Source organism: Streptomyces sp. NBC_00252, assembly GCF_036187565.1.
In the GTDB taxonomy this organism is placed as follows: domain Bacteria; phylum Actinomycetota; class Actinomycetes; order Streptomycetales; family Streptomycetaceae; genus Streptomyces.
The window spans coordinates 1,284,253-1,308,267 of sequence record NZ_CP108087.1 but is presented as its reverse complement, the minus strand read 5'-3'; the positions used below and the strand labels follow the sequence as shown (position 1 = coordinate 1,308,267).

Below are 24,015 nucleotides of genomic sequence, written 5' to 3'. Positions count from 1 at the left end.
GCGGGTGGTTCGACCTGCGGCACAGCCGCCGCGCAGAGATCACCGGGCCCTGCGCACACCATTGACGTGTTCCTGCCCCACCTCTACCTTCTGATCGAATTCACGAACTACGTTCGACATATCGAACGTCCGAGTCTCCGGGAGAGCCGCCCGTGACCACACGTCCCCCCACGCCGTCCCGCCGCACCCTCCTGCGCGCGCTCGCCGTCCTGCCCGCCTCGGCACTCGTCCTGGGCGAGGCCCCCGGACTGCTCGGCACCGCCCTGGCCGCCGCACCGGCGAGCGGCTACGCCACCCGCTACACCATCGTCCCGTTCCTCGACAGCGACGACGGCACCGTCGACGTCTACCAGTCCGACGACGCCACCGACTTCCGCCTCGTCCGGTCCTCCGCGTACACCCCGCCGAGCAACCGCATCCGCGACGCATCCGTGTTCCGGCACACCGACGGCTTCTACTACCTGACGTACACCACCCACACCTGGGAGGACGTCAGCACCACCATCGGCTTCGCGCGCAGCGCCGACCGGGTCGACTGGACGTTCCTGTACGACTACACGGTCCCGATCGCCAACCTCTCGCGGGCATGGGCGCCCGAGTGGTTCGTCGACGCCGACGGCAGTGTCAACGTCATCGTGTCCTGCTCCACCACCGACGACGAGTGGATCTTCACCCCGTACCGGCTGAAGGCGACCAACTCCGCACTGACGGCCTGGAGTTCACCGGTCGCGCTCGCGGGCATCGGCTCCAACCACATCGACACGTACATCGTGCGGATCGGCTCGACCTACCACGCCTTCACCAAGAACGAGACGGCGAAGTACATCGAGTACGGCACCGCCACCAGCCTCACCGGCCCCTACACGCTCACGAGGACCGGCGACTGGGCCGGCTGGGGCAGCTACCGCGAGGGCCCCTCGGTGGTGCGGCTCGACAACGGCGGCTGGCGGATCTTCTTCGACGGCTACGGCGACGGGAACTACTACTACAGCGACAGCCACGACACCTTCGCCACCTGGTCCGCGCCGACCGCGCTGACCACCCTCTCCGGTACGGCTCGCCACTTCACGGTCATCAAGGAGACGGTGCCCGGCGGCCCGAGCCTCGCGACCGGCGTCACCCGCTCCTTCCGGTCCGCCAACTACCCGACCCGCTACTGGCAGGAGCAGTCCGCGCTGCTCAACCTGCCGGTCGTGACGAGCTCCAGCACCACCGCCCTGAAGCAGGCGTCCACGTTCACCGTCGTCGCCGGCCTCGCCGACGCGACCGGCTTCTCCTTCCGGGACGCGGCGGGCACCTACCTGCGCCACTACGACTTCCGGGGCCGCTTCGATGCCGACGACGGTACGGCGACGTTCGCGCAGGACGCGACGTTCTACGCCCGGACGGGTGCCGCCTCGGGCGCGCTGCGCTTCGAGTCGTACAACTACCCCGGCCACTACCTGCGCCACTACGACTACCAGCTGCGGCTGGACCCGACGGACGGCACGGACCTGTTCCGGACGGACAGTTCGTTCGTGCCCGTGACGGCCTGGGCCTGAGACATGACTGCGGCGGACCCGAACGGGGCAGGATGCGGCCGGAATTGATCGGCCATGGCCTGCGGGCTGCGCCGCACGCGTGAACTGGCCGTCGTCTGCGCGGTGTTCGGGCTCGGCCTGTCCATGTACTCCGTGAACTCGCCCTTTCTAGGCGGGAGTCGAGGCGGCGCGGCGGCGGGTCTCCGTGATGTGGATGTCGACGTACCGGGCCAGGACCACCCCGCTCTGCGGATTGTCGGCCGTGTGGCTGATGCGGCGGAGCAGTGTGACCCCGTCCAGGGCGACGCCCTCGCGGGCCAGCACGAAGACGGCGGCGAGGAAGGCGGCGCGGGCGTTGCCGTCGTCGAAGGGATGGAAGAAGCACACGTCGAGAAAGACGCGGGCGGCCCGCGCGGTCAGCGGGAGGGGGCGGTCGGCGTCCCGCGTGCTCTCGGCCAGGCAGGCGTCCAGGAGTTCACGGGTGTCGGGGCCGATGCCGTAGCGCTCCCGGCCCTTCTTGGCGAAGGCCGGGAGGGTGCGGAACGACGGTGGTCCGGGGGTGCCGAGGACGTGCTGCTGCCAGCCGCGCAGCAGCTCGAAGTCGAGGGTGGCGCCGCGGGCCGCGTCGGCCCTGACCAGTTCCAGCGCGGTGAGGAGGCCCTCGCCGCGCGCGGTGGAGACGGTGCGGTCGAAGGCGCGTATGTACTCCGCCGCGCCGTCGCGCGCCGGAACCACGGGCCCGTCACCGCCGCCGTCCGGCGCGTCCTCCCACGGCGTGGCCGCGCGGACGCCGAGCCAGCTCCGCAGGTGGTCCGGCACGGCCTCGGCGGCGGGCGGTCGTACGGCGTCGTCGGGTCGCAGGGAGAGGGCGAGGCGTTCCGCGATGTCGTCGACCAGGACCCGGTCGGGGCCGGTCCAGCTCTTGAACCGGCCGTCGATCGCCTCGTCGACCAACTCCTGCGCCACATCGGGGTCCACGTGAGAGTGGCTGAGGAACCAGGTGAGGACCTGATGGCAGTGTCCGTACCAGCTGCTGCCCGAGCCGGTGCGGTCGTGGACCTGGTGGATGAGGTTGCGGGCGGCGCACTCCCACAGGATCCGCTGGTCCGCCACGTCGGCCAGGTCCAGCGGGTACGCCTCGAACAGCTCCGCGAGCCGCTCCAGCCAGTCGCGCCACTCGCACAGGCCGTCGACCACCCGGTCGAGGGTCTCCTCCGGGGTGGTGAACGAGTGCAGCACACAGCACCAGCTGCCGACCGGCCCGCCGTCGTAGTCCCCCTCGTCGTGCGCCCAGCGCCAGCCCGCGGCCCAGGCGCCGTACTCCTCCGTGAGGGCGTACGACATGGCGTCGGCCCAGGGCCTCGCGACGCCCCAATCCCACTCGTGCAGAGAGGGGTTGCCGTAGGGGACGTCCGGGCGGGCCGGCATCCGGTGGGCCGGGCCGAGGGAACGCACCGTCTCCGCCGCCGACTCCGGGTCGAAGGGATGACGCGCGGGGTCGACCTCGTCCCAGTCCAGACAACCTGGGTTCAAATCCTCCTGCACCGCGCAAGCCTGCCCATGCGCGGGGCGTGCGGACAACCGAATTACGGCAAGGTCAACGCGGCGCCGCCGACGGCTGGTCGGGGAGCATGGCGTGGGCGGACGCGCGTAGCGTCGGCTCGTGCCGGAGCCGGGCGAAGGTGATGGCCAGGGCGACGGCCTGGACGGCGGCGCAGCACAGGACGACCGTGTCGAGGTGGGTCGGCGGGGTGACGGCGACGAGGATGCCGGCCGCCGGGAAGGGCAGCAGCAGGAGCAGCATGGTCAGGGAGAGCGTGGTGCCGAACGCCGTGGCCGGGATGACCAGGGAACGCAGGGTGCGCAGTACGACGGTGAGGCCGCCGTCGCCCGCCATGAACAGCGCGATGAGCACCATGTAGGCGGCGTAGGACGGGGCTTGGGGCAGCGCGAGGCAGGCGGTGGAGGCGAAGGTCGCGCACACGACTCCTACGCCCCACAGGTCGACGCGGCTCAGGGCGAGCCGGCAGCAGGTGATCGCGAGCAGGGTGGTGGCGGCCGCGACCGACCAGAGGGTGCCCACGTCGGCGGAGGAACGGCCGAAGTTCTCGACCACGATGACGGGGCTGGCCGACTGGAGCAGGCCGAGGGCGAGGTTGGAGCAGGCGAGGCCCGCCACCAGCCAGCGCAGGGACGGCAGTCGGCGCAGCATGCGCAGCCCGGTGCGCAGACTGCCCGGCGTGCGCTCGCCGACGGGCCGTCCGGCGCGCAGCGGGGTGGGCGGGGTCTGGAGTCCGAGCACGGCCGCCAGCAGGGACAGCCCGGTCAGACAGCCGAGCATCCAGCCGGGCCCGACCAGCAGCAGGAAGCCCGCGAGCAGGGGGCCGACCAGCATGGCGGTCTGGTCGATGCCGATGAGGACCGACTGCACCCCGTGCGGCCGGTGCTCCGCCCGCCGGGTGACGATCGCGCCCACGGCCTCGTTCGCGACGAAGCTGAACTGGGTGAGGGTGCCGGTCACCGCGGCCAGCACCAGCACGGTCACCGTCTCCTCGGTGCCGCGCGGCAGCATCACCAGCGCCACGGCCGCCCCCGCCAGCACCACGGCCCGCAGCAGAGAGGCGACGAAACACACGACGGCGGCGCCGCGCCGGTCCACCACGTTGCCGGCCAGTACGAACGCGGCGATCCGCGGCGTCCACTCCAGCGCGAACGCCAGACCCGTCAGCGACGAGGACCTGGTGATCGTCAGGACCAGCAACGGCATGGCGTACGTCGCCATGGAGAACGCCAGGGCGTCGCTGGTGCGGGGTGCGTAGATCCGTCGAAACAGGCTGCCGGCCGGAACGGCCGCATGGCGACCGGCCGGCGGCCGGTCCTCGTGCACAGTGATGGCCACGGAGTGGGGGGCTTTCGGTGAGGCGTATCACGGAGGGGGAAACAGGTGGTACCGGCCCGGGGCGAAAGGAATTCACGGGAGGCGGGAGAGCGGAAAACGCCTGAACGCAAAGGGAGTTGAGGGGTGAAATATAGCGCAGCCAATTGAGTTACGGCATATCCCGGCCGACATTTCCGCACGCGGAGCGCCACAACTCCCCACGCAGTGACGGCAGAAGGCGAAAAGAAAGCCGCTTTGTCGCACATGCGCGGTCCCGATTCCGTTCGGCGAACCGGGCGCGACAAGGGCAGGCCGGGGGATCACGGTGGTCGTGACCGGGTGCCGAATTCACCGGCTGGTGCGACGCCGGGTGAACGGATGAATGAAGGGACGGCCGGACCGCGCCCCGGCGACGTTCGATATTCCGTGCCGGGGCCTTTGGTCGTCGCCGGTGCACTACGACGGCTCCCCGGAGGCGGTCCCGGACGGCGCCACCGCAAGGGGGCCGATGCCGTCCGGGACCGCCGAGTTCAGGTGAGGATCCGTGGCTGTGCGTGGACGTTGGGCGGAAGTGCGGTTGGGGCGACGGGGAACTCCGGGGTGTGACGAGCCGTTACGCAAATACCGGGCCTTGGGGCGGAGTTGGTGAGGGTTTGACTCGGGCCGCACGGTCCGCCCGCACTCCATGGTCCGCCCGAACCCGCACCGCCCGCCCCGCGTCACCGAGTTCGCCCGACCGCACCCCCACTCCTCGCCCCCGGAGGTCCGAACGATGACCCGGATCCACCCCCGGCCCACCCGCCGCGCCGTGCTCGGCGGCGCCGCCCTGACCGCCGTCGCCGTGACGGCCGGCGCGGGCACGGCAAGCGCCAACTCCGCAAAGGGCCCGGCCGGTTGGCCGACCGCGTTCCCGCTGCCCGACGGCCTCCTCCCCGAGGGCATCGCCATCGGCAGCAGACCGTACGCCTACGTGGGCTCCCGCGCCGACGGCGCGATCCACCGCTACGACCTGCGCACCGGCAAGGGCGGTGTCCTGTCCGAGGGTGCCGCGGGCCGCGTGTCGGTCGGGCTGAAACTGGACCACGACGGCCTGTTGTACGTCGCGGGCAGCACCGGGGTCGCCCGAGTCGTCGACTCCCGCACCGGTGACGTGGTGACGACCTATCAACTCACCCCCTCCACCGGCCACTTCATCAACGACGTCACCCTGCTCGGCGACCGCGCCTGGTTCACCGACTCCCTCGACGCCGTGCTCTACGGCGTACCCCGGGGCCGTAGCGGCGAGGTCACCGCGCTCCCCCTCACCGGCGACTGGGTGCAGACACCCGGGGTGAACAACGCGAACGGCATCGTCGGCACCCCGGACGGGCACGGCCTGATCGTCGTCAGCAGCAACCCCGGCAGGCTCTACACCGTGTCCCTCAGGACCGGGCGCGCCAGAGAGGTCGCCCTGAGCGGCGCGGCGGACGTGGCCAACGGAGACGGTCTGTTCCGGATCGGCCGGACGCTGTACGTCGTCCAGAACCGGCTGAACCTGATCAGCGTGTTCGACCTCGACGCCAAGGCGACCACCGCGACCCTGCGCCGTACGATCACCGACCCGCGCTTCGACGTGCCGACGACCGCCGCCCGCTTCGGCAACCGGCTGTATCTGGTCAACGCCCGCTTCACCAGCCCGCAGACGCCGGACACGACGTTCAGCGCCGTCGCCGTGCCGGTCTGACGCGACCGCGCCGCCGGATGCGGTGGCGCGATCCGATGTGACAGCGGGCGGGGCCCTGTCGACGTGCAACAGGGCCCCGCCCGTGGGTACTTCGCGCCTCAGCGGTTCCGCGCCGGGTCAACTGCCGCTGCTGCGACCGGCGTAGGAGTCCCGGTGTCGGCGGTGTGCCCGCCGGCCGCCGGAGCCGACGTGGAAGCGGCGTCCTGTCGCGGGCGGCGCAGCAACAGCACGCACACCAGGGCCGCGAGGAGCGTCAGCGATCCGGCGACCACCAGGCACAGCCGCATGCCGTCGAGGAAGGACTCGCTGAGCGCGCCCAGCGCCCGGCCGGTGTCCGCGCCGAGGTTCATGTGGGCGACGGCGCCGAGACCGTTCGAGTCGGCGGTGGAGACGATGCTGCGCTGGGTCGCGCCGGTCACCCCGGCATCGGTGAGGTGGCCCGGCAGCGTGTCGAGCGCCTTGGTGGAGAGCAGGGCGCCGAGGACGGCCGGGCCGAGCGCGCCGCCGACCTGGCGGAACGCGTTGTTGCCGGCCGCCGCCATGCCCGCCTGCTGGTACGGCACGGAGGCCACGGCGGTCGCGGTCATCGGCGTCAGGACCGTGCCGATGCCCAGGCCCAGCAGCGCCAGCCGCCAGGCGATCGACGCGAACGAGGTGCCGGAGTCCACGCCGGTCAGCGCGAACAGCGCGCCGGAGATCACGAGCAGACCCCCGGTGATCAGGACGCGCGGGGCGACCCGGTGCATGAGCCGGCCGACCGGCTGGCCGACCACGATCGCCGCCGCGGTGACCATGAGCAGCCGCCAGGCCGCCTGGAGTGTGTCGAGCTGCTGCACCAGGCCGAAGTACAGGCTGAGCAGGAAGAAGAAGCCGATCAGCGCCAGGAAGGTGATCATCGCGACCAGGGTGGTGGCGGTGAACGCGGGGCTGCGGAACAGCGTCAGATCCAGCATCGGGCTGTCGCTGCGCCGCTCGGCGAACACGAACGCGACCCCGCCGACGACCGCCGTGAACAGGGCGACCATGACCTTGACGTCGGTGAAGGAACCGGCGCCGCCCTCGATCACGCCGTAGACGAGCGCGGTGATCGCGAGGGTCGCGGCGAGCTGGCCGGGCCAGTCGAGCTTGCGGCCGTGCGGGGCGCGGGAGTCGGGGAGCAGGCGGGCGGCGACGCCCAGTGCGATCAGCGGGACCGGCACCGAAATGAGGTAGATCCAGCGCCAGGAGGCGTGGTCGAGGATGACGCCGGCGATCAGCGGGCCGATCGCGAGCGCGGCCATGAGGGCGGTCGCCCACAGGCCGATGAACTTGCCGCGCTCCCGGTGGTCGGGCACGGCGTGGCTGATCAGCGCCAGCGTGGTCGGCAGCAGGGTTGCCGCGCCGAGACCGGCGAAGGCCTGGCCGATCCACAGGACGTGCACCGACTGCGCGGACAGGGCCACGGCGGCACCGATCGCGGAGAACAGCAGGCCCGCCTGGAACACCTTCTTGCGTCCGTGCACATCGCCGAAGACACCGGCGGTGAGGATGAACGCGGCCATGGGCAGGACGAACGCGTCCTGGACCCAGGACAGTTGGGCGGTCGACGCGTTCAGCGCCGACTGGATGGCGGGCAGGCTCACGGCGACGGTGGTCACCGGCAAGTAGGCGACGAAGACACCGAGGCAGGCCATCACGAGGGTGGCCGCCCGTCGATCGGGCCGCCCGCTCGCCGGGGTCGTGACGTTCACGGGGAACTCTCCTTCTGGAAACGCGGTGCCCTCGAACTCGAACAGGCACGCGCCTCAGGATCGGCTCCGCCATGCACAATCACCAACGCGGGACCGAGAAGCGCCCCAGAACCTCCATCCAGCCACTCCGGGATGTCAGACTTCCCTCATGACAGACGAAGTCGACGGGAAAATCCTCCGCGCGCTGCAGTGCGCGCCGCGCGCCTCGTTCCGGGTGATCGGCGAGGTCGCCGGGGTCTCGGAGCAGACCGCAGCTCGCCGCTTCCACGCCCTGCGCCGCGCCGGGGTGATGCGGGTGGTCGGCCTGATCGACCCCTCCGTCCACGGCGAGGCGCGCTGGGTGGCCCGCATCCGCTGCCGCCCCGACCGGGTCGGCCCGCTCGCCGACGCGCTCGCCCGCCGCCCCGACATCGCCTACGCGGGCCTCGCGTCGGGCGGTTCGGAGATCATCTGCGTGATCAGCGCACCGGTCCACGTGCCGCGCGACGACGTCCTGCTGCGCCAACTCCCCAAGTCCGCCTCGGTCCTCGACGTCAGCATCGACCTGCTGATCCATCCGTTCGGCACGTCGGGAGTGAGCGACTGGACAGGCTACGGCGGCCACCTGACGCCCGCTCAGGTCCGTCAACTCGTAGGCGACCGGCCCGACCTGCCCACCGGACCGCCCGTACGCCTCACCGACGAGGACACCCCGCTGCTCGACGCGCTCGCGGACGACGGCCGTGCCACGCACACCCAGCTCGCCGACGTCACCGGCTGGTCCACGGCCCGCGTCGCCCGCCGACTGGACGCCCTGGAGAGTTCGGGAGCCCTCGCCTACGACGTCGAACTGCTCTCCGCGCGCCTGGGGTTCGCGCTCAACGCCACCCTGTGGCTGCGCGTCGCCCCGGCCCGCCTCGCCCGCGTCGGCGAGGAACTCGCGGCCCACGACGAGGTCGCCTTCGCCGCCGCGATCAGCGGTGACTCCAACATCATGGTCGTCGTCATCTGCCGCGACACGGAGGACCTGTACCGCTACCTCACCACCAAGGTCGCCGCCGTCCCGGGCATCGACGGCTACGGCGTGAGCATCCACGTCCACCGTCTGAAGCAGGCCACCTCGCTCATCTCACGGGGGCGACTGGTGCCGCCGGCGTTCGCGTAGCGGGGGCGGAGCGCACCGAGCCGGACCACCCGCGATGGCGGACGGTCCGGCTCAGGCAACTGCCGTGCGGAGACTGTGAGTTGACCGGTGGGTCAGCGCTTCGTGTAGATGAAGCCGACCTTGTCGACCTCGTCGCCGGAGCGTCCATGGAAGCCGGCGATCTGCCAGCCGGACGGGGCGGTGCGGGTCACGCAGTCCGAGGTGGTGGTGCCACCGGCCAGGGTGCGCCCCAGGTTGGTGGTGAACTTGGCGTAGAAGATCCGCGTGGTGTCGCTGTACTTGCCCTCGCACAGGTAGGCCGACGTCACGTACTCGCCGCTGCCCAGCGTCAGCGAGGACGCGGTGCCGCCCGTGCCGCCATGGGTGAGGGTGGTGCCGTTGGCGAGGGTGACGCCCACCTGGTCGACGCGGGAGCCGGAGCGCAGCGAGATCTGGGTGGCGCGGGCGGCGGCCGGGACGCTGCCGATGTCCTGATAGTAGTCGCCGTGCGGGCCGCCGAACTGGTCGCTGAGCTGGAAGTCCGCGTTCTGCGACCAGGTGAAGCCGACCGTGATCGGGTCGTGGTCGGAGAGCATCAGCCCGTCCGAGGTGAGGAACTTGGCGTGCTCGTTGTTGTACGACGTCGCGTTGAGTGTGACCAGTTTGCTGCTGCGGTAGAGGACCTTGTCCACGACCTCGCAGGTGTTGGGCACGGTGGCGCCGGTCTGGTCGCACAGCAGGGTGTCGCTGCCCTTGGCCGGTGCCACGCCGCCGCGGATCACCTTGACCCAGGCGTCGGTGAGACCGTTGGCCGCGCCGAACTCGGCGATGGTGTCGGCGGTGCGGGTGTAGCGGGTGTTGGTGTCACCCATCACGACGACCGCGTTGCCCGCGGAGTGCGACGTGATGAAGCTGGTCAACTGGGCGAGGTTGTCCGCGCGGGAGGCCTCGTCGCCGTCGTTCGTGCCCGCGTTGGTGTGCAGGTTGTAGAAGTCGACGTACACCCCCTCGGACAGCCGCTCCCGCATGAAGGTGAAGCCCTTCGGGGTCAGGCAGTCGCCCGAGTCGATCTGGCAGGAGTTCCAGCCGACCCGCTCGAAGTCGTCGCCGTCCCAGGCGTAGTCGGAGACGGTGTTGAGCCCGCTGCCGATGCCGGCGCCGCCGCTGGTCGCGGTGCGGTAGGGGTGGGTGTCGGTGGAGTACAGGTAGGCGTGGTAGTTGAAGTCCTCCTGCACGTTCACGATGTCGTACGGGGCGATGCGCGTGCCGATCGCGGTGGTGCTCGTGTCGCGCGGAGTCGAGGCGCTGGACAACGACTCGGGGAGCCCGGCGACGTTGTAGGTGAGCACGTTGAAGCTGCCCGACGTGGCGGCGGCGGCCGGCGTCGCGGCGGCCACCGTGATCCCGCCCAGGGCCGCGGCAGCGGCCGCCAGACAGGCGAGAAGTCTGCGCATGGGGAAGTGCCTCCTGCGGAGTGACAGAGGGGGAGGTTGATGCGGCGAGCATGTCAAAATGTAGCGACAAGCGCTTGCTATGACTCCCCTTCAGCCGCACCGAATCAGGAATTCCGGGTGGCGCGGAGATGGCCAAGTCCCGCTGGGTGCCCGGTTGTTGGGGGTGCGAGGGGATACGGCCCACAGGGGGGGATACGGGATTCACATCATTCGGGGAGGGGCGGTGCGGGGCGTGGGGCGTTCGGGAAGTCGGTCTCTCCCGGCCACCGTCCCCTGACCGGCGCGGCGCTACGGCCGTGCCAAGTGCCGCATCGTGAGCGCCAGTTGGAGCCGGAGCCGGCCCTGAGGTGTGCGTACCGGCCAGCCCAGCAAGGACTCCGCGTGGGTGAGGCGGTCCTGGAGCGTGGAGTGGTGGACGTTGATCTCGGTGGCCGCCGCGCGGAGGCTGGTCGTGGTGGCGACGGCGTTCAGAGTGGCCAGCAGCCAGGGCGCGTTGGCCGCCGCCGATTCCAAGTCCTGGACGTCTGGGGGTGGTTCGGCACCCGGCACCACCAGGTCCGCGAGGAGGGCGATGCCGCCGAGTTCGTCGGCGTGCACGATGCGTTGGCCGGGGTCCTGTGCGGTGCCGTCGGAGGTGAACCGCAGGGCGGTGCGGGCGGCGGACCAGGAGTGGTGCAGGTCCAGGACGGGGACGGCGGGGCCGATGCCCAGGCGTCCTGCGGGCAACTCGGCTTCCGGGTGCGGGGGTTGGGCGCCGAAGCCGTAGGAGAGCGCTTGCGGATCGCCGTCCGGAACGAGCCGCAGGCCTGAGGTACCTGTCGTCTCCCGGGGTGCTGCGACGACCCGGGGTGGGCCCTCGATCGGGGCGATGACCCTGGCCCTGGTCGTCGGGTCGGCCGGGTCGAGGCCGAGACGCCGGGCCGCATGCAGCCGGGCCGCCTCGGGAGCGGTGGCGTCGAGCAGGGTCTCGATCAACTCCGGGTCGTCGGCGGGAACCCGGCCCCGGGTGCGGTCCAGCACCACTCGCACGGCACCGGCGGCCCGCTCCAGGATCATCGCGTCGACGACACTGGGCGCCGACCCCGCCGTACGCTCCAGCCACAGCGCGGAAGTCCCGCCCGGTGTCAGCGCGGCGGAGGGCCAGGCGGGATCCGGCGGTTCCGCGCTGTCCCGGCGCGTACCGTCTGCCTCGACCCGCACCCGGACCCGCCGCTCGGCGTCCACCAGCCGCGCGGCACACCCGGCGAGCACCGCCGCCCCACGCACCAGCGCCTCAAGACCGGCCCGCGACTCGGCGAGCCGGTCGAAGTACCCGATGACCCGCAGGGCGGCACCGGCGTCCGGATCCAGCGCGGTCAGGCGCCCGGCCAGCTCTTTCATAGGTCCATGGTGCGGCATGGAGGGGGCGGAGAGGAGGGACGGGACAGGGGGAGCGCGAAGGAATCGGCCCGGGTGAGCTACGCGTTTCTACGGCGGGCGGTTCGGGCGGGGCGGTGCGTGCCGGTGCGATCGCCGTCGTAGGCCCTCGCGACGGGTTGGTCAGACCTGGGTCACGTTCGCCGCGGCCACGTTCTCGATCACGCGGCCGAGTTTGGTCTGGGCGCGGGTCAGGTCCTGGATGCGGGCGGCGATGCGGTCGCGTTCGATGATGAGCTGGTCGAGCATCGCGGGGGTCGCGACGCCGGTGCTCACGCAGGGCAGGAGTTCGACGACGGTACGGCTGGAGAGGCCGGCCGCGAAGAGGTCCTGGATGAGCTGGACCCGTTCCAGGGCCTCGTCGGGATAGTCGCGCTGCCCTCCGGGCGTCCGCGCCGATTCCAGGAGTCGCTGTTCCTCGTAGTAGCGCAGGGCGCGCACGCTGACCCCCGACCGCCTGGCGAGCTGTCCGATGCGCATGACGCAGTGCCGCCCTTCCGACTCGTATCTCACGTCGATGTGAGGTTCAGGCTAGCGATACCGGCTCCGGGGACAGATCTGGGGTCGCTCGTTCGGCAACCTCACCCATTCGCGCCTGCCTCCTCCGGTCGGGCGGCGGTCGTGGCTTGCACCTCACGTCAACGTCAGGTTCTAGAGTGCCGGGCATCGGATGAACACGTCATTCCGGCCCGTCGAAGTAAGGCAGACCACTATGCGCGCAGCTCGGTTCCACGAATACGGCGGACCGGAGAACCTGGTGATCGAGCAGGCCCCCGATCCCCACCCCGGACCCGGCGAGATCCGTGTCCGCGTCGCGGCGGCCAGCGTCAATCCCATCGACTGGAAGCTGCGCGCCGGCGCCCTGCGCGAGGTGATTCCCGTGGAGCTGCCCGCCATTCCCGGGCGCGACGGCGCCGGTGTGGTCGACGAGATCGGGGACGGGGTGGAGGGGGTGAGCATCGGCGACCGTGTCTTCGGCCTGGGCGGCATCACGGGCGCGACCGCGGAGCTGTTCGTCCTCTCGGCCTGGGCGCAGACCCCCGCCACGTGGAACGACGAGCAGGCCGCGGGTGCCGGGCTCGCGTCGGTGACCGCGATGCGGGGGCTCGACGCGCTCGGCTCCCTCGCGGGGCGCACCCTCCTCGTCGAGGGCGCCGCCGGAGGCGTGGGCAGCGCGGCGGTCGAGATCGCGGTGGCGCGAGGTGCCACGGTGATCGGGACGGCCAGTGAACGCAACCACGCGTTCCTCACCTCCCTCGGCGCCGTCCCCACCACCTACGGCCCCGGCCTCGCTCAACGGCTCGCCACCCTCGCTCCGCACGGCGTCGACATCGTGCTCGACACCGCGGCCTCCGGCTCCCTGGACGACCTCGTCGCGATCGCGGGTGACCCGAAGCGCGTCGCGACGGTCGCCGACCACGCGGGCGGGCAGCGCCTGGGCACGCATGTGGTCAACGCGGAGAACGACTCCACTCTCCTGGCCGCGGCGGCGGAACTGGGCGGGCAGGGCCGCTACACACCCCGGATCGAAGAGACCTACCCCCTGGAGCGGATCGCCGACGCCCACGCGCAGGCCGAGCGTGGGCGCACCCGGGGAAAGATCGTGATCTCCATGTGAACGGGCCGGTCTGCGTCCGAACAGGCCCACGAGGTAGGTGACTTGCAGCGTGCGGGCCTGCGTGGCGAACGGGCCCTCGATCGGTACCGGCGGGCGGGCAGTCCGGCGCGGGTTGATCTCCATGGCGTCTCGTCAAGCAGGCCGCCCCAACTCGGGCCCCGCGCGTGGTACATGAGCCGCTGTCTGCGCCCCGCCGAAGTGACCCCAGCCGCCCCGCCCGCCCCCCGGCTCGCCTCACGCCGTAGCCAGCAACCTCCGCAGCCAGCTCACGTGGGCCGCCCTCGCCGCCTGGGACACCGCCGCCTGCGGGGCGAAACCGTCGAAGCCGTGGAAACCCCCTGGCCAGACGTGGAGTTCGGCCACTCCGCCCGCCTGCCACAGGCGGGACGCGTAGGCGACGACCTCGTCGCGGAAGGTCTCCGCCGAGCCGACGTCGAGGAAGGCCGGGGGGAGGTTCGTGAGGTCCTCCGCCCGGGCCGGGGCCGCGTACGGGGAGACGTCGGGGCCGCCGCGGCGGTCGCCGAGGAGGGCGGTCCAGCCGGTCTCGTTGGCCGTGCGGTCCCAGATGCCGACGCCCGCCATCTGGTGCGCTGACGGGGTGTCGTTGCGGTCGTCGAGCATCGGGCACAGGAGGAGCTGGCCGATCGGGCGCGGGCCGCCCCTGTCCCGGGTCAGCAGGGCAAGCGCCGCCGACAGACCGCCGCCCGCGCTCGCGCCCATGATGACGATCCGTTCCGGGTCGCCGCCGATCTCCTTCGCGTGCTCCGCCGTCCAGAGCAGACCGGCGTACACGTCCTCGATCGGCGCGGGATGCGGATGCTCGGGGGCGAGCCGGTACTCCACCGACACCACCACCGCGTCCAGCTCCCGCGCGTACTCCAGCGCTCCGCTCACCCCGACCCGCCGGTCGCCGAGGACCATCCCGCCGCCGTGCACGTGGAAGATGACGGGCAGCGCGCCCGCCGTGGAGGGTGCGGTGGGGCGGCAGATCAGCAGCGTGATGGCGGGATCGCCGACCGGCCCGGCCACCTCCCGGTCCTCGACGGCGAAGGCCCCGTCCAGGGTCAGGTCCAGCTCCAGCGACTGCATGATCGCCGGGCCGCGGCGGATCTCGTCGATGTCCTCCAACGACATCCCGGGCGAGATGAACTCCTTGATCAGTTCCAGTGCCGCGGCGAGTTCCGGGTCGAACGGGGGCGGGGGCGGGACGGCGGTCATGGGTTTCTCCTGACGCTGGACGCGGCGGCTCGTAAAGCCATGGTCCGCGCGTCCGCCCCCGATCCGCCCACCGCCGGACGGCGGAACCTCCCCGCCGTCCGGCGGGTGCCGTGTCGGGAGGTGAGCTGTTGTTCACCCTCGGCGCGTGGAAGGGATCCTCCACGCCCACAACGATGTCCCGACCCCTACGGGCCATCCCCATGTGGCGCCCCACACGCCGTTCCCGCACCAGGAGCACCACCCGTGAACATCTCCCTGACCGTCTGGCTGCTGACGATCGCCGCCCTGTGCGCCCTCGTCGGCGTCGACTTCCTCATCGGCCGCAAACCCCACGACGTCTCCGTCAAGGAAGCCGGCATCTGGACCGTCGTCTGGGTCGTCCTGGCCTGCCTGTTCGGCCTCGGACTGCTCCTCTACGGCGGCGGCGGACCCACCGGGGAGTTCTTCGCGGGGTACATCACCGAGAAGTCGCTGAGCGTGGACAACCTCTTCGTCTTCGTCCTGATCATGGGCAAGTTCGCGGTGCCCTCGCAGTACCAGCAGCGGGTGCTGATGGTCGGCGTGCTCGTCGCGCTCGTGCTGCGCGCCGGCTTCATCGCGGCCGGTGCCGCGATCATCTCCACCTTCTCCTGGGTCTTCTACATTTTCGGCGCGTTCCTGATCTGGACCGCCTGGAAGCTCGTCCAGGACGCCCGCAAGGGCCACGAGAACGAGGAGTACGAGGAGAACAAGCTCCTCAAGATCGCCGAACGCCGCTTCGGCGTGGCCGACCGCTACCACGGCACCAAGCTGTTCATCAGGGAGAACGGCAGGCGCGTGATGACCCCGATGCTGGTCGTGATGCTCGCCATCGGCTCCACCGACGTGCTCTTCGCCCTCGACTCCATCCCCGCGATCTACGGCCTCACCCAGGACCCGTACATCGTCTTCACCGCCAACGCCTTCGCCCTGATGGGCCTGCGCCAGCTGTACTTCCTCATCGGCGGCCTGCTGAAGAAACTCGTGCACCTCAGCTACGGCCTGTCGATCATCCTGGGCTTCATCGGCGTCAAGCTGGTGCTGCACGCCCTGCACGAGTCCGGGGTGCACGTCCCGGAGATCTCGATCCCCTTCTCGCTGGGCTTCATCGTGCTGGTCCTCGCGGTGACGACGTTCACCAGCCTGCGCGCCACGAGGGGCCAGGAGACGGAACCCGCCGTCAAGTCGTAGGCGTGGAGGTTGACTTCGAGAGCGCTCGAAGACCTACCGTCACGAGGGACGGTGAAGGTCCGGGAGGACCGTGCAGCGGACGTGAAAGGGAGTCGGGTCATGCGGGTCGGCGTACACATCAACCGGTTCAACCATCCCGGAGGGCCGACGGCGATCGGGCCCGAGCTGGCCGCGTCGGCGGTCGCGGCGGAGGCGGCCGGCGTCAGCTGGCTCTCGGTGATGGACCACTACTTCCAGATGGAGTTCAACGGCGGCGCCGAGGACGCCATGCTGGAGGCCTACACGACGCTCGGTTTCCTGGCCGGGAACACCTCCACGGTCCGCCTCGGCGCGCTGGTGACCGGTGTGACGTACCGCAATCCGGGGCTTCTCGCGAAGATCGCCACCACGCTCGACGTGCTGTCCGGCGGCCGGGCCACGCTCGGCATCGGGGCGGCCTGGTACGACCGTGAGCACCACGGACTCGGCGTGCACTACCCGCCGCTCGCGGAGCGTTTCGAGCGGCTGGAGGAGACCCTGCAGATCTGTCTGCAGATGTGGGACCCGGAGGCGAACGGCCCCTACGAGGGCAAGCACTACCGCCTCGCCGAGACCCTCTGCGTGCCCGCCCCGGTCAGCAGCCCGCACCCCGAGATCATGATCGGCGGCGGCGGGGAGAAGAAGACCCTGCGGCTGGTGGCCCAGTACGCCGACGCGTGCAACCTGATCGTGTCGACGCCGGACGAGCTGCGGCACAAGCTCAGCGTGCTGCGCGGGCACTGCGACACCCTGGGGCGCGACTACGACCGTATCCGCAAGACGATCGTCCACACCGGCGAGTCGGTGACCACGGGTGACCTGGACGCGTTCTTGCGGGAGATCGACGGCTTCACGAAGCTCGGCGTCGACACGGTGATCCTCGGACCGCGCACGGGCGAACCGGCCGAGTGGATCGAGCGTTTCGTGGCGCCCGCGGTGCCGCGACTGGCCGAACTGGACTGACCGGAGCGGTCGTCGGGACACGAAAGGGGCCGGAGTCCGTGTGGACTCCGGCCCCTTCACGCGCGGTGCCTGGATCAGGCGGCGACGGCCTCGCCCGCGTGGCCCTTCAGCTGCGCGAGGACCTCGGTCAGCTGGGCGACGACCTCGGCGTCCTCGGACGGGTGGGTCTCGGCGAAGCGGGTCACGGAACCGGGGATCGAGAGCTTGATCTCCTCGATCACCTTGCCACCGGCGATGCCGATGGCCTTGCGGGCCTCGTCCTGCGCCCACACGCCGCCGAACTGGCCGTACGCGGTGCCGACCACGACGACCGGCTTGCCGCCGAAGCCGCTGGCGCCGTAGGGGCGGGACAGCCAGTCGATGGCGTTCTTCAGGACGGCCGGGATGGTGCCGTTGTACTCGGGGGAGAAGAAGAGGAACGCGTCGGCGGCACCGGCGGCCTCGCGCAGCTTGGCGGCGGCGGCCGGAACGTTGCCCTCGACGTCGATGTCCTCGTTGTAGAACGGGATGTCGGCGAGACCCTCGAAGATCTCGATGTCGGCGCCCTCGGGCGCGAACTTCACCGCGGCCTCGGCGAGCTGGCGGTTGTGCGAGCCGGCGCGCAGGCTGCCGACGAGCGCGAGGATACGAACAGACATGGGGACTCCAAGAGGGGGGCTGAAACACTGCCGTTACGATCCGGACCGAGGTCCGTTTAGAGTTGTATCAGGCTAAGCGGACCGCGGTCCAGTTTTGTTCCCAGTGCTTTACGCTGTCTTCATGTCCAGCGCCCTTCCGCCCTTCCCGAAGCCCGAGGAGTCCATAAGCGAACCCCAGTTGCTGGAGGTCCGCTCCTTCGTCGACGAACCCTGCCTGCGCGCCGACGCGGCCCGCAACCGCGCCAAGCTGCTGGAGGCCGCCGCCCGGCTGATCGCCGAGCACGGGGTGGCCGGCGTGACCATGGAGGCCGTGGCCGCCGCGGCCGAGGTCGGCAAGGGCACGGTGTTCCGCCGCTTCGGCGATCGCACCGGGCTGCTCATGGCGCTGCTCGACCACTCCGCGCAGACCCTCCAGGCCGACTTCCTGGGCGGCCCGCCCCCGCTGGGCCCCGGCGCGCCGCCGGTCGAGCGGCTGCGGGCGTTCGGGGTGGCCGTGCTCTACCGCCACGCCGAGCAGCTGGACCTGCAACTCGCCGCCCAGCCGGAACCCACCCGCCGGTTCGCCCACTCCGCGCTCCGCGCACTCCGCACACACGTCACGGTGCTCCTCCGCCAGATCGTCCCGGACGCCGACTGCGAGCTGCTCTCCCACACCCTCATGGCATACCTGGACCCTGCCCTGATCAACCATCTGACACGACAGTGCGGGATGCCCATGGAGCGGCTGGAGGTCGGCTGGATCGACCTGGTCGACCGGGTGACGGGGGCTCAGGGCGACGGCTGAGGCGGGTAGTTGGGGTGGGAGGTGCTCAACCGCTCGGCTGAGTAGGCGGGTTGAGCTGTGCCCGGCTCGGCGGGCGTGTCCGGGTCGGCTGGCGGGATCGGCGCAATCGCGGTGCCAGGCTCAACCTCCTGTCTGGGTGCGTCAGTTGGGCTGCGCCCGGCTCAACGGCCTTGGCGCAGCTGTCGCACTCGACGCAACCGCCGTGCTCGGCTCAACTCCCCGACTGAGTCGCCCAGTTGCCCCGCACCCGGCCCAACCCGCCACGCCCGACAACCCGGTGCGGCCGACGCGCCCCGCTCAACCCGCCTCGCCCGCCTCCGGGGCCATGCTCGCGAAGAAGTCGAGCATGCCCTGCGGGGCGTCCTCGCGGAACATCAGGGTGCCGTTCGCTGCGGACTCGGCTGCCGACTGCTCGCTGCGCGGGAACAGCTTCGCCTCGTAGGCGGACAGGGCGGACTCGGTGTCTCCGGGGTGGGCGGCGAGGCACTGGCCCAGTTCGGCGCCGTCGAGCATGGCGAGGTTGGCGCCGACGCCCGCGAACGGGGACATCAGGTGGGCCGCGTCGCCGAGGAGGGTGACGCCGGGCAGTCGTTCCCAGCGGTGTCCGATCGGGAGGGCGTGGATCTGGCGCGGGGTCAGCGGGCCGTCGGCGTCGGCGAGGAGCGCCCGCAGGCTCTTGTCCCAGTCGGAGAAGTGCCCCAGGGTGTACGCCTTCGCCGCCTCCGTGTCCCTGAAGTCGACGCCGTCGAACGCGTCCTCGGGGACGGCGAGCGCGACGTAGATGTGCAGGCTCCCGTCGGTCTCCCGGTGGGCGAGGAACCCCTTGCCCGCGCCGAGCGCCATCATCATGCCGCCGCCGACGACCTCGGCGCTCACGGGATGCCGTACATCCGCGTCCGGCAGGTCGACCTCGACGAAGGAGATGCCGACGTACGCGGGCTTCGCGTCCGAGAGCAGCGGCCGCACCCTGGACCAGGCGCCGTCCGCGCCGACCAGCAGATCGGTCGTGAAGGACGAGCCGTCCGAGAGCTCCACCTCGTGCCGGCCGCCGTCGAGCGGGCGGACGCCGGTGACCTTCGCGCCCCAGCGGACCGTGTTCTCGGGCAGTGCGCCGAGCAGCAGATCGCGCAGCTGACCGCGGTCGATCTCGGGGCGCCCGCCGGTGCCGTCGTCGGGGTTGTCCACCAGGACCGTGGCCGCCCGGTCGAGGACGCGCGTGGCCTCGCCGCCCGGGTGCACGAGTGCGCGGAACTCCTTGTACAGGCCTGCGGCGTGCAGTGCGACCTGGCCCTCGTCCTCGTGGATGTCGAGCATGCCGCCCTGGGTGCGTGCGGCGGGGGAGTCGTCCAGTTCGAAGACGGCGGACTCGATGCCGTTGACGTGCAGGACCCGGGCGAGCGTGAGCCCGCCGAGTCCGCCGCCGATGATCGCGATGGGGTGGTGGGGGGTGGTCATGGTGAACCTCCTTGAAGGGGGCGGGACTTGAGGGGAAGAGGTGACGTCACTCCGGTACGGCGGTCCGCTCGATGCCGGTGATCAGCGCCTGGATCCGCCAGGAGAGGCGGGCCTCGTGCGCCCCGGAGAGCAGGTCGCCGGCGAGCGCGGCGATGTGCGGGTGGGTCCGGTCGGACACCCGGCGCAGGGCACCGGTCAGGGCGTCCCAGTCGTCCTGGGACGTGTCCTCGCCCGCGTGTTCCGCGGCTGTCGCGGTGGCCTGCTGGAGCAGCAGGTCCACGCCCCACGCGGCCTGCGCGGGCGGGACGCCTCCCTCGTCGAGCAGGGTCAGCAGGGACTCGATCAGATTCAGGTAGTGCGGGCCGCTGGGCCAGGCGGTCAGTGCCGAACGGGCGAGGCTCGGGTGCTCGAAGAGCATCCCGGTGTACGCCAAGAGCACCTGCTCCAGCCGCTCCCGCCAGGAACCCTCCGCCGGAACGGGCCCGATCGTGCCGAGCAGTTCGTCCAGCACCGCCGCGTGCAGCTCCGCGGTGTTGCGGACGTACACGTACAACGAGGCCGGGCCGGTGTCGAGCTCCTGGGCCAGGCGCCGCATGGTCACCTTCTGCAGACCGTCGGCGCGGAGCACCGCCACCGCGGCGGCGACGATGGCCTCCCTGCTCAGAGCGGGTTTCGCCGGCCGTTCACGGCGGCTGCGCGGGGTGTCGGGTCGAGCTGTCATGTCTCGACTGTAACGAACATGTTCGCTCCGAACAAGTTCGTGACGAACATGTTCGTAAAAACTCGGACCATGTTGTCCTCGTGACGACCGTTCCCCCGCCGCACTCAGAGGCCCCGGCTTCTGCCAAGATGCCGTACGTCATGGTGCAGATACCGAAAACGCCCGCAGCCCCGTCGCCCGCACCGCGCTCCGTCCCCACGAGTGCCGATGTGGCCCGCCTGGCCGGCGTCTCACGCGCGACCGTCTCCTACGTCCTCAACAACACCAGCGCCGTACGGATCAGCGAACCCACCCGCCGCCGTGTCCACGAGGCAGCGAAGGAACTCGGCTACGTCCCGCATGCCGCGGCCCGCAGCCTGCGCGCGGGACACAGCCGCATGGTGCTGATGCCGGCGCCGACCGTGCCGGTGGGCGTGCTCTACAGCCAGTTCATCAGCGAACTGCAGTGGGCGCTCGGCCGACTCGACTACACGGTCGTCCAGCACGGCTCGGTCGGACTGCACGGCGACGAGGCCGCCCGCGCCTGGGCCGAACTCCGCCCGGTGGCCGTCCTGGTGCCCGGCGCCGGACTCGGCCCGGAGGGCGTCGCCGTCCTCAAGCGCTCCGGCGCACGGGCCGTCCTCACCCTCGGCCCCGAGAAGGTCGAGGGCGCCCACGCCCTCCTCCTCGACCACGAGGCCGTCGGCCACCAGGCGGGCGTGCACCTGTACGGCCGCGGCCGGCGCCGGATCGGCGTGGTCGTCCCCGAGGAACCCGGCCTGGAGGCGTTCTCCCGCCCCCGCCTCGAAGGGGTGCGGCGCGCGCTGCTCGGCACGGACGCGACGACCACCGAACTCCCGCTCGCCTACAGCGAGGAGAGCGCCGCCCGGATCGCCTTGCGCTGGCGCGACCTCGGCCTCGACGCGGTGTTCACGTACAACGACGAGTACGCGATGCTCCTGATGCGCGCCCTCCAGGACGAGGACATCCGCATCCCCGACGAGACGGCCGTCATCGGCGCCGACGACCTCATGATCGGCCGCCTGCTGCGCCCCCGCCTGAGCACCGTCCGCATCCAGCTCCCCTCCGGCCGCGACCTCGCCGAACTGGTCGACAACGCGGTACGCGACCCGGGCGGTACACCGGGCACGCATGAACTGCTCGGCGCGTCGTTGGTGCATCGCGAGTCCAGCTGACCGGGGGTCGGTGAGCGGCCTCGGGTCCGGGGGCCACACCCGTCCGGGGTCCGGCGGCTGTGTCCGTCGCTGGCCCGGCGACCGTGCCCGCCCCCAACTCGGCGTCCGTGCCCGCCCCCGACTCGGAGATCGCGCCCACCCTGAACTCGGCGATCGTGCCCGTCCAAGACCCGGCGACCGCCCCCGCCCCGGCCCCGACGACCGCACCCGGGGCGAAAAGCCCGTACGCGACTAGGATGTTGCACGCTCAACCAGACGGGGATGCGGGCGACACCTGACGCGGCTCTCGCGGCTGTGCCGGAGCAGCGCATCCCTGGGCGCGGTCGCCCAACTGGCCGCGCGGACACGGGACTTGCACTGCCCGGGTGGGTCCCGCCGGTGACGGATCGGAGAACCGCCATGACGCTGCTCGACCCCAAGACCTGGCAGTCCCGCCCCTTGTCGGGCCCCGAGTACCCGGTCACCGAGCCCGCCACCGGCGACACGCTCGGTACCGTCACGCTCGCCGCCGCCGAGGACATCCGCCCCGCCGTCGCGGCGTCCCGCACCGCGCAGGCCGAGTGGGCGCGCGTCCCGCACTTCGTCCGCGCCGGTGTGCTGCGCAAGGCCGGCGACCTCTTCGCCGCGCACGCCGAGGAACTGCGCGAGTGGATCGTGCGCGAGTCCGGCTCGATCCCCGGCAAGGCGGACTTCGAACTGCACGTCGCCGCCCAGGAGTGCTACGAGGCCGCCGCCCTCGCCTCCCGCCCGGCCGGCCAGGTCCTCCCCACCGAGGCGCCCCGGCTGTCGTACACCCGGCGCATCCCGGTCGGGGTCGTCGGCGTGATCGCGCCCTTCAACGCCCCGCTGATCCTCTCCATCCGCTCGGTCGCCCCGGCACTCGCGCTCGGCAACGGGGTCGTCCTCAAGCCGGACCCGCGCACGGCGGTCTGCGGAGGACTGGCCCTCGCGGCGGTCTTCGCGGAGGCGGGCCTGCCCGAGGAGCTGTTCCAGGTCCTGCCCGGTGGTGCGGAGGCGGGCGCGGCCCTCGTCGCCGACCCGCAGGTCCCCGTGATCTCCTTCACCGGCTCAACTGCCGCCGGGCGCGCGGTCGGTGAGGCGGCAGGGCGTCATCTCAAGCGCGCACACCTGGAGTTGGGCGGGAACTCGGCCCTGATCGTGCTGGCGGACGCGGACCTGGACGCGGTGATCTCGACGGCGGCCTGGGGTTCGTTCTTCCACCAGGGCCAGATCTGTATGACGACCGGCCGCCATCTCGTCCACGCGTCGCTCTACGAGGAGTACGTCGAACGCCTCGCCGCCAAGGCCGACTCCCTCGCCGTCGGCGACCCGCACCGCGCGCAGGTCCACCTCGGCCCGATCATCGACGACGCCCAACTGGCCAAGATCCACGGCCTCGTCGAGGCCAGCACGGCAGGCGGAGCCAGGCTCGCGGCCGGTGGCACGCACGAGGATCTCTTCTACCGGCCGACCGTCCTCGCGGGCGTGGACGACGAATCCCCCGCCTACGCGGAGGAGGTCTTCGGTCCGGTCGCGCCGGTACGGTCCTTCGCGACCGCCGACGAGGCGGCGGCGCTGGCCGCGGCGGGGCCGTACGGACTGTCGCTCGGCATTGTCACGCGCGACAGCGCCCGCGGTCTGGACCTGGCGGAACGCATCCCGACCGGGATCGTCCACATCAACGACCAGACCGTCAACGACGAGGCCGTGGCCCCCTTCGGCGGGGTCGCCGCGTCCGGCACCGGCGCCCGCTTCGGCGGTGAGGCCAACCTGGAGGCCTTCACCGACGTGCGCTGGACGACGGTGCGCGGCGACGTGGCGTCGTACCCGTTCTGAAAACGAGGGCCCGAGAACCCGGGAAAAAATCCCCGGGGGATTACTGACCGTTCTGCTCGGCCTGCGCCTGCTGCTCGGCGACCGACTTGCGGACCTCGTCCATATCGAGCTTGCGGGCCTGGCCGATGACGTCGGTCAGGGCGGCCTCCGGCAGGGCGCCGGGCTGGGCGAACACGGCCACGCGGTCACGGACGATCATCAGCGTCGGGATCGACTGGATGCCGAAGGCCTGCGCCAGCTCGGGCTGGGCCTCCGTGTCGATCTTGCCGAAGACGAGGTCCGGGTTCTCCTCGGCCGCCTTCTCGTAGACCGGGGCGAACTGACGGCACGGCCCGCACCAGGACGCCCAGAAGTCGATCAGGACGAAATCGTTGTCCGTGACCGTCTGGTCGAAGTTGTCCTTGGTGAGCTCCACGGTGCTGCTCATGACGTAAATCCCTCTTCCTCGATGTGGGGGGCGAAGCCGTCCCGGACAACACGGTCGTCCGGTCCCGTATTCCGCGCCCCTACCCGTGTGGCCTCAGCGCACACCACCC

The 24,015-nt window shown here is 71.4% G+C and carries 20 protein-coding genes; 9 read left to right on the top strand and 11 right to left on the bottom strand.

Annotated features, from left to right (window positions below; genetic code table 11):
* Positions 1–152: 152 nt before the first annotated feature.
* Positions 153–1,541: a glycoside hydrolase family 43 protein gene (locus OHT77_RS05785; protein WP_328826905.1), complete on the top strand. Its 1,389-nt coding sequence runs from the start codon at positions 153–155 to the stop codon at positions 1,539–1,541.
* A 147-nt stretch (positions 1,542–1,688) separates the two neighbouring features.
* Here the strand turns inward: OHT77_RS05785 and OHT77_RS05780 are convergent, their stop codons facing one another.
* Together OHT77_RS05780 and OHT77_RS05775 are read right to left on the bottom strand one after the other, a co-directional pair.
* Entirely contained in the window at positions 1,689–3,065 is a 1,377-nt protein-coding gene (locus tag OHT77_RS05780) for a Fic family protein (RefSeq protein WP_328826904.1), read from the bottom strand.
* 52 nt (positions 3,066–3,117) lie between these two features.
* Entirely contained in the window at positions 3,118–4,419 is a 1,302-nt protein-coding gene (locus OHT77_RS05775) for an MFS transporter (RefSeq protein WP_328826903.1), read from the bottom strand.
* A 751-nt stretch (positions 4,420–5,170) separates the two neighbouring features.
* Here OHT77_RS05775 and OHT77_RS05770 point away from each other — a divergent pair.
* Entirely contained in the window at positions 5,171–6,121 is a 951-nt protein-coding gene (locus OHT77_RS05770) for an SMP-30/gluconolactonase/LRE family protein (RefSeq protein WP_328826902.1), read from the top strand.
* A 98-nt stretch (positions 6,122–6,219) separates the two neighbouring features.
* On the opposite strand, the gene OHT77_RS05765 is transcribed toward OHT77_RS05770, so the two are convergent.
* Positions 6,220–7,851 (bottom strand): MFS transporter, encoded by a 1,632-nt coding sequence (locus OHT77_RS05765; RefSeq protein WP_328826901.1) that lies wholly within the window; start codon positions 7,849–7,851, stop codon positions 6,220–6,222.
* A gap of 148 nt (positions 7,852–7,999) precedes the next feature.
* On the opposite strand from OHT77_RS05765, the gene OHT77_RS05760 reads away from it, so the two are divergent.
* The gene (locus tag OHT77_RS05760; protein WP_328826899.1) at positions 8,000–8,995 is read left to right on the top strand and encodes an Lrp/AsnC family transcriptional regulator; all 996 of its coding nucleotides are present in this window, start codon (positions 8,000–8,002) and stop codon (positions 8,993–8,995) included.
* 92 nt (positions 8,996–9,087) lie between these two features.
* On the opposite strand, the gene OHT77_RS05755 is transcribed toward OHT77_RS05760, so the two are convergent.
* From OHT77_RS05755 to OHT77_RS05745, 3 genes are all read right to left on the bottom strand, one after another.
* Complete coding sequence (locus OHT77_RS05755; RefSeq protein ID WP_328826897.1) at positions 9,088–10,428, bottom strand: jacalin-like lectin; 1,341 nt, start codon at positions 10,426–10,428, stop codon at positions 9,088–9,090.
* A gap of 288 nt (positions 10,429–10,716) precedes the next feature.
* Positions 10,717–11,808, bottom strand: a complete 1,092-nt coding sequence (locus tag OHT77_RS05750; protein ID WP_328826896.1) for a helix-turn-helix domain-containing protein — start codon at positions 11,806–11,808, stop codon at positions 10,717–10,719.
* A gap of 159 nt (positions 11,809–11,967) precedes the next feature.
* A complete protein-coding gene (locus OHT77_RS05745) occupies positions 11,968–12,324 on the bottom strand; it encodes a MerR family transcriptional regulator (protein ID WP_328826895.1) in 357 nt (118 codons plus the stop codon).
* Between the two features lie 232 nt (positions 12,325–12,556).
* Here OHT77_RS05745 and OHT77_RS05740 point away from each other — a divergent pair, with 232 nt between their 5' ends.
* Positions 12,557–13,462, top strand: a complete 906-nt coding sequence (locus tag OHT77_RS05740; RefSeq protein WP_328826894.1) for an NADP-dependent oxidoreductase — start codon at positions 12,557–12,559, stop codon at positions 13,460–13,462.
* A gap of 234 nt (positions 13,463–13,696) precedes the next feature.
* Here OHT77_RS05740 and OHT77_RS05735 read toward each other — a convergent pair whose 3' ends face one another.
* Positions 13,697–14,680, bottom strand: a complete 984-nt coding sequence (locus OHT77_RS05735; protein ID WP_328826892.1) for an alpha/beta hydrolase — start codon at positions 14,678–14,680, stop codon at positions 13,697–13,699.
* 243 nt (positions 14,681–14,923) lie between these two features.
* Between OHT77_RS05735 and OHT77_RS05730 the strand changes: the two genes are divergently transcribed.
* Both OHT77_RS05730 and OHT77_RS05725 read left to right on the top strand, forming a co-directional pair.
* A complete protein-coding gene (locus OHT77_RS05730; protein ID WP_328826891.1) occupies positions 14,924–15,889 on the top strand; it encodes a TerC family protein in 966 nt (321 codons plus the stop codon).
* A 99-nt stretch (positions 15,890–15,988) separates the two neighbouring features.
* On the top strand, positions 15,989–16,870 hold the full coding sequence (locus OHT77_RS05725; protein WP_328826889.1) for an LLM class F420-dependent oxidoreductase: 882 nt from the start codon (positions 15,989–15,991) through the stop codon (positions 16,868–16,870).
* A gap of 74 nt (positions 16,871–16,944) precedes the next feature.
* On the opposite strand, the gene OHT77_RS05720 is transcribed toward OHT77_RS05725, so the two are convergent.
* Positions 16,945–17,508 carry an NADPH-dependent FMN reductase gene (locus OHT77_RS05720; protein WP_328826888.1) on the bottom strand — a complete coding sequence of 188 codons (564 nt, stop codon included), beginning with the start codon at positions 17,506–17,508 and terminating at the stop codon, positions 16,945–16,947.
* A gap of 103 nt (positions 17,509–17,611) precedes the next feature.
* Here OHT77_RS05720 and OHT77_RS05715 point away from each other — a divergent pair, with 103 nt between their 5' ends.
* Positions 17,612–18,292 (top strand): TetR/AcrR family transcriptional regulator, encoded by a 681-nt coding sequence (locus OHT77_RS05715; protein ID WP_328826887.1) that lies wholly within the window; start codon positions 17,612–17,614, stop codon positions 18,290–18,292.
* 297 nt (positions 18,293–18,589) lie between these two features.
* Here OHT77_RS05715 and OHT77_RS05710 read toward each other — a convergent pair whose 3' ends face one another.
* Both OHT77_RS05710 and OHT77_RS05705 read right to left on the bottom strand, forming a co-directional pair.
* Positions 18,590–19,747, bottom strand: a complete 1,158-nt coding sequence (locus tag OHT77_RS05710; protein WP_328826886.1) for an FAD-dependent oxidoreductase — start codon at positions 19,745–19,747, stop codon at positions 18,590–18,592.
* A 46-nt stretch (positions 19,748–19,793) separates the two neighbouring features.
* Positions 19,794–20,468, bottom strand: a complete 675-nt coding sequence (locus OHT77_RS05705) for a TetR/AcrR family transcriptional regulator (protein ID WP_328826884.1) — start codon at positions 20,466–20,468, stop codon at positions 19,794–19,796.
* Positions 20,469–20,608: 140 nt separating this feature from the next.
* Between OHT77_RS05705 and OHT77_RS05700 the strand changes: the two genes are divergently transcribed.
* Both OHT77_RS05700 and OHT77_RS05695 read left to right on the top strand, forming a co-directional pair.
* Entirely contained in the window at positions 20,609–21,643 is a 1,035-nt protein-coding gene (locus OHT77_RS05700; RefSeq protein ID WP_328826883.1) for a LacI family DNA-binding transcriptional regulator, read from the top strand.
* Between the two features lie 399 nt (positions 21,644–22,042).
* A complete protein-coding gene (locus OHT77_RS05695) occupies positions 22,043–23,479 on the top strand; it encodes a benzaldehyde dehydrogenase (protein WP_328826882.1) in 1,437 nt (478 codons plus the stop codon).
* A 40-nt stretch (positions 23,480–23,519) separates the two neighbouring features.
* Here OHT77_RS05695 and trxA read toward each other — a convergent pair whose 3' ends face one another.
* A complete protein-coding gene (gene trxA, locus OHT77_RS05690) occupies positions 23,520–23,906 on the bottom strand; it encodes a thioredoxin (protein WP_328826880.1) in 387 nt (128 codons plus the stop codon).
* Between the last annotated feature and the right edge of the window lie 109 nt (positions 23,907–24,015).

Coding starts and splice junctions, on each gene's coding strand:
- OHT77_RS05745 (WP_328826895.1), bottom strand. CDS start 12,324: ATGCGCATCGGACAGCTCGCCAGGCGGTCGGGGGTCAGCGTGCGCGCC.
- OHT77_RS05695 (WP_328826882.1), top strand. CDS start 22,043: ATGACGCTGCTCGACCCCAAGACCTGGCAGTCCCGCCCCTTGTCGGGC.
- OHT77_RS05750 (WP_328826896.1), bottom strand. CDS start 11,808: ATGAAAGAGCTGGCCGGGCGCCTGACCGCGCTGGATCCGGACGCCGGT.
- OHT77_RS05700 (WP_328826883.1), top strand. CDS start 20,609: ATGGTGCAGATACCGAAAACGCCCGCAGCCCCGTCGCCCGCACCGCGC.
- OHT77_RS05705 (WP_328826884.1), bottom strand. CDS start 20,468: ATGACAGCTCGACCCGACACCCCGCGCAGCCGCCGTGAACGGCCGGCG.
- OHT77_RS05720 (WP_328826888.1), bottom strand. CDS start 17,508: ATGTCTGTTCGTATCCTCGCGCTCGTCGGCAGCCTGCGCGCCGGCTCG.
- OHT77_RS05710 (WP_328826886.1), bottom strand. CDS start 19,747: ATGACCACCCCCCACCACCCCATCGCGATCATCGGCGGCGGACTCGGC.
- OHT77_RS05770 (WP_328826902.1), top strand. CDS start 5,171: ATGACCCGGATCCACCCCCGGCCCACCCGCCGCGCCGTGCTCGGCGGC.
- OHT77_RS05755 (WP_328826897.1), bottom strand. CDS start 10,428: ATGCGCAGACTTCTCGCCTGTCTGGCGGCCGCTGCCGCGGCCCTGGGC.
- OHT77_RS05725 (WP_328826889.1), top strand. CDS start 15,989: ATGCGGGTCGGCGTACACATCAACCGGTTCAACCATCCCGGAGGGCCG.
- OHT77_RS05740 (WP_328826894.1), top strand. CDS start 12,557: ATGCGCGCAGCTCGGTTCCACGAATACGGCGGACCGGAGAACCTGGTG.
- trxA (WP_328826880.1), bottom strand. CDS start 23,906: ATGAGCAGCACCGTGGAGCTCACCAAGGACAACTTCGACCAGACGGTC.
- OHT77_RS05760 (WP_328826899.1), top strand. CDS start 8,000: ATGACAGACGAAGTCGACGGGAAAATCCTCCGCGCGCTGCAGTGCGCG.
- OHT77_RS05735 (WP_328826892.1), bottom strand. CDS start 14,680: ATGACCGCCGTCCCGCCCCCGCCCCCGTTCGACCCGGAACTCGCCGCG.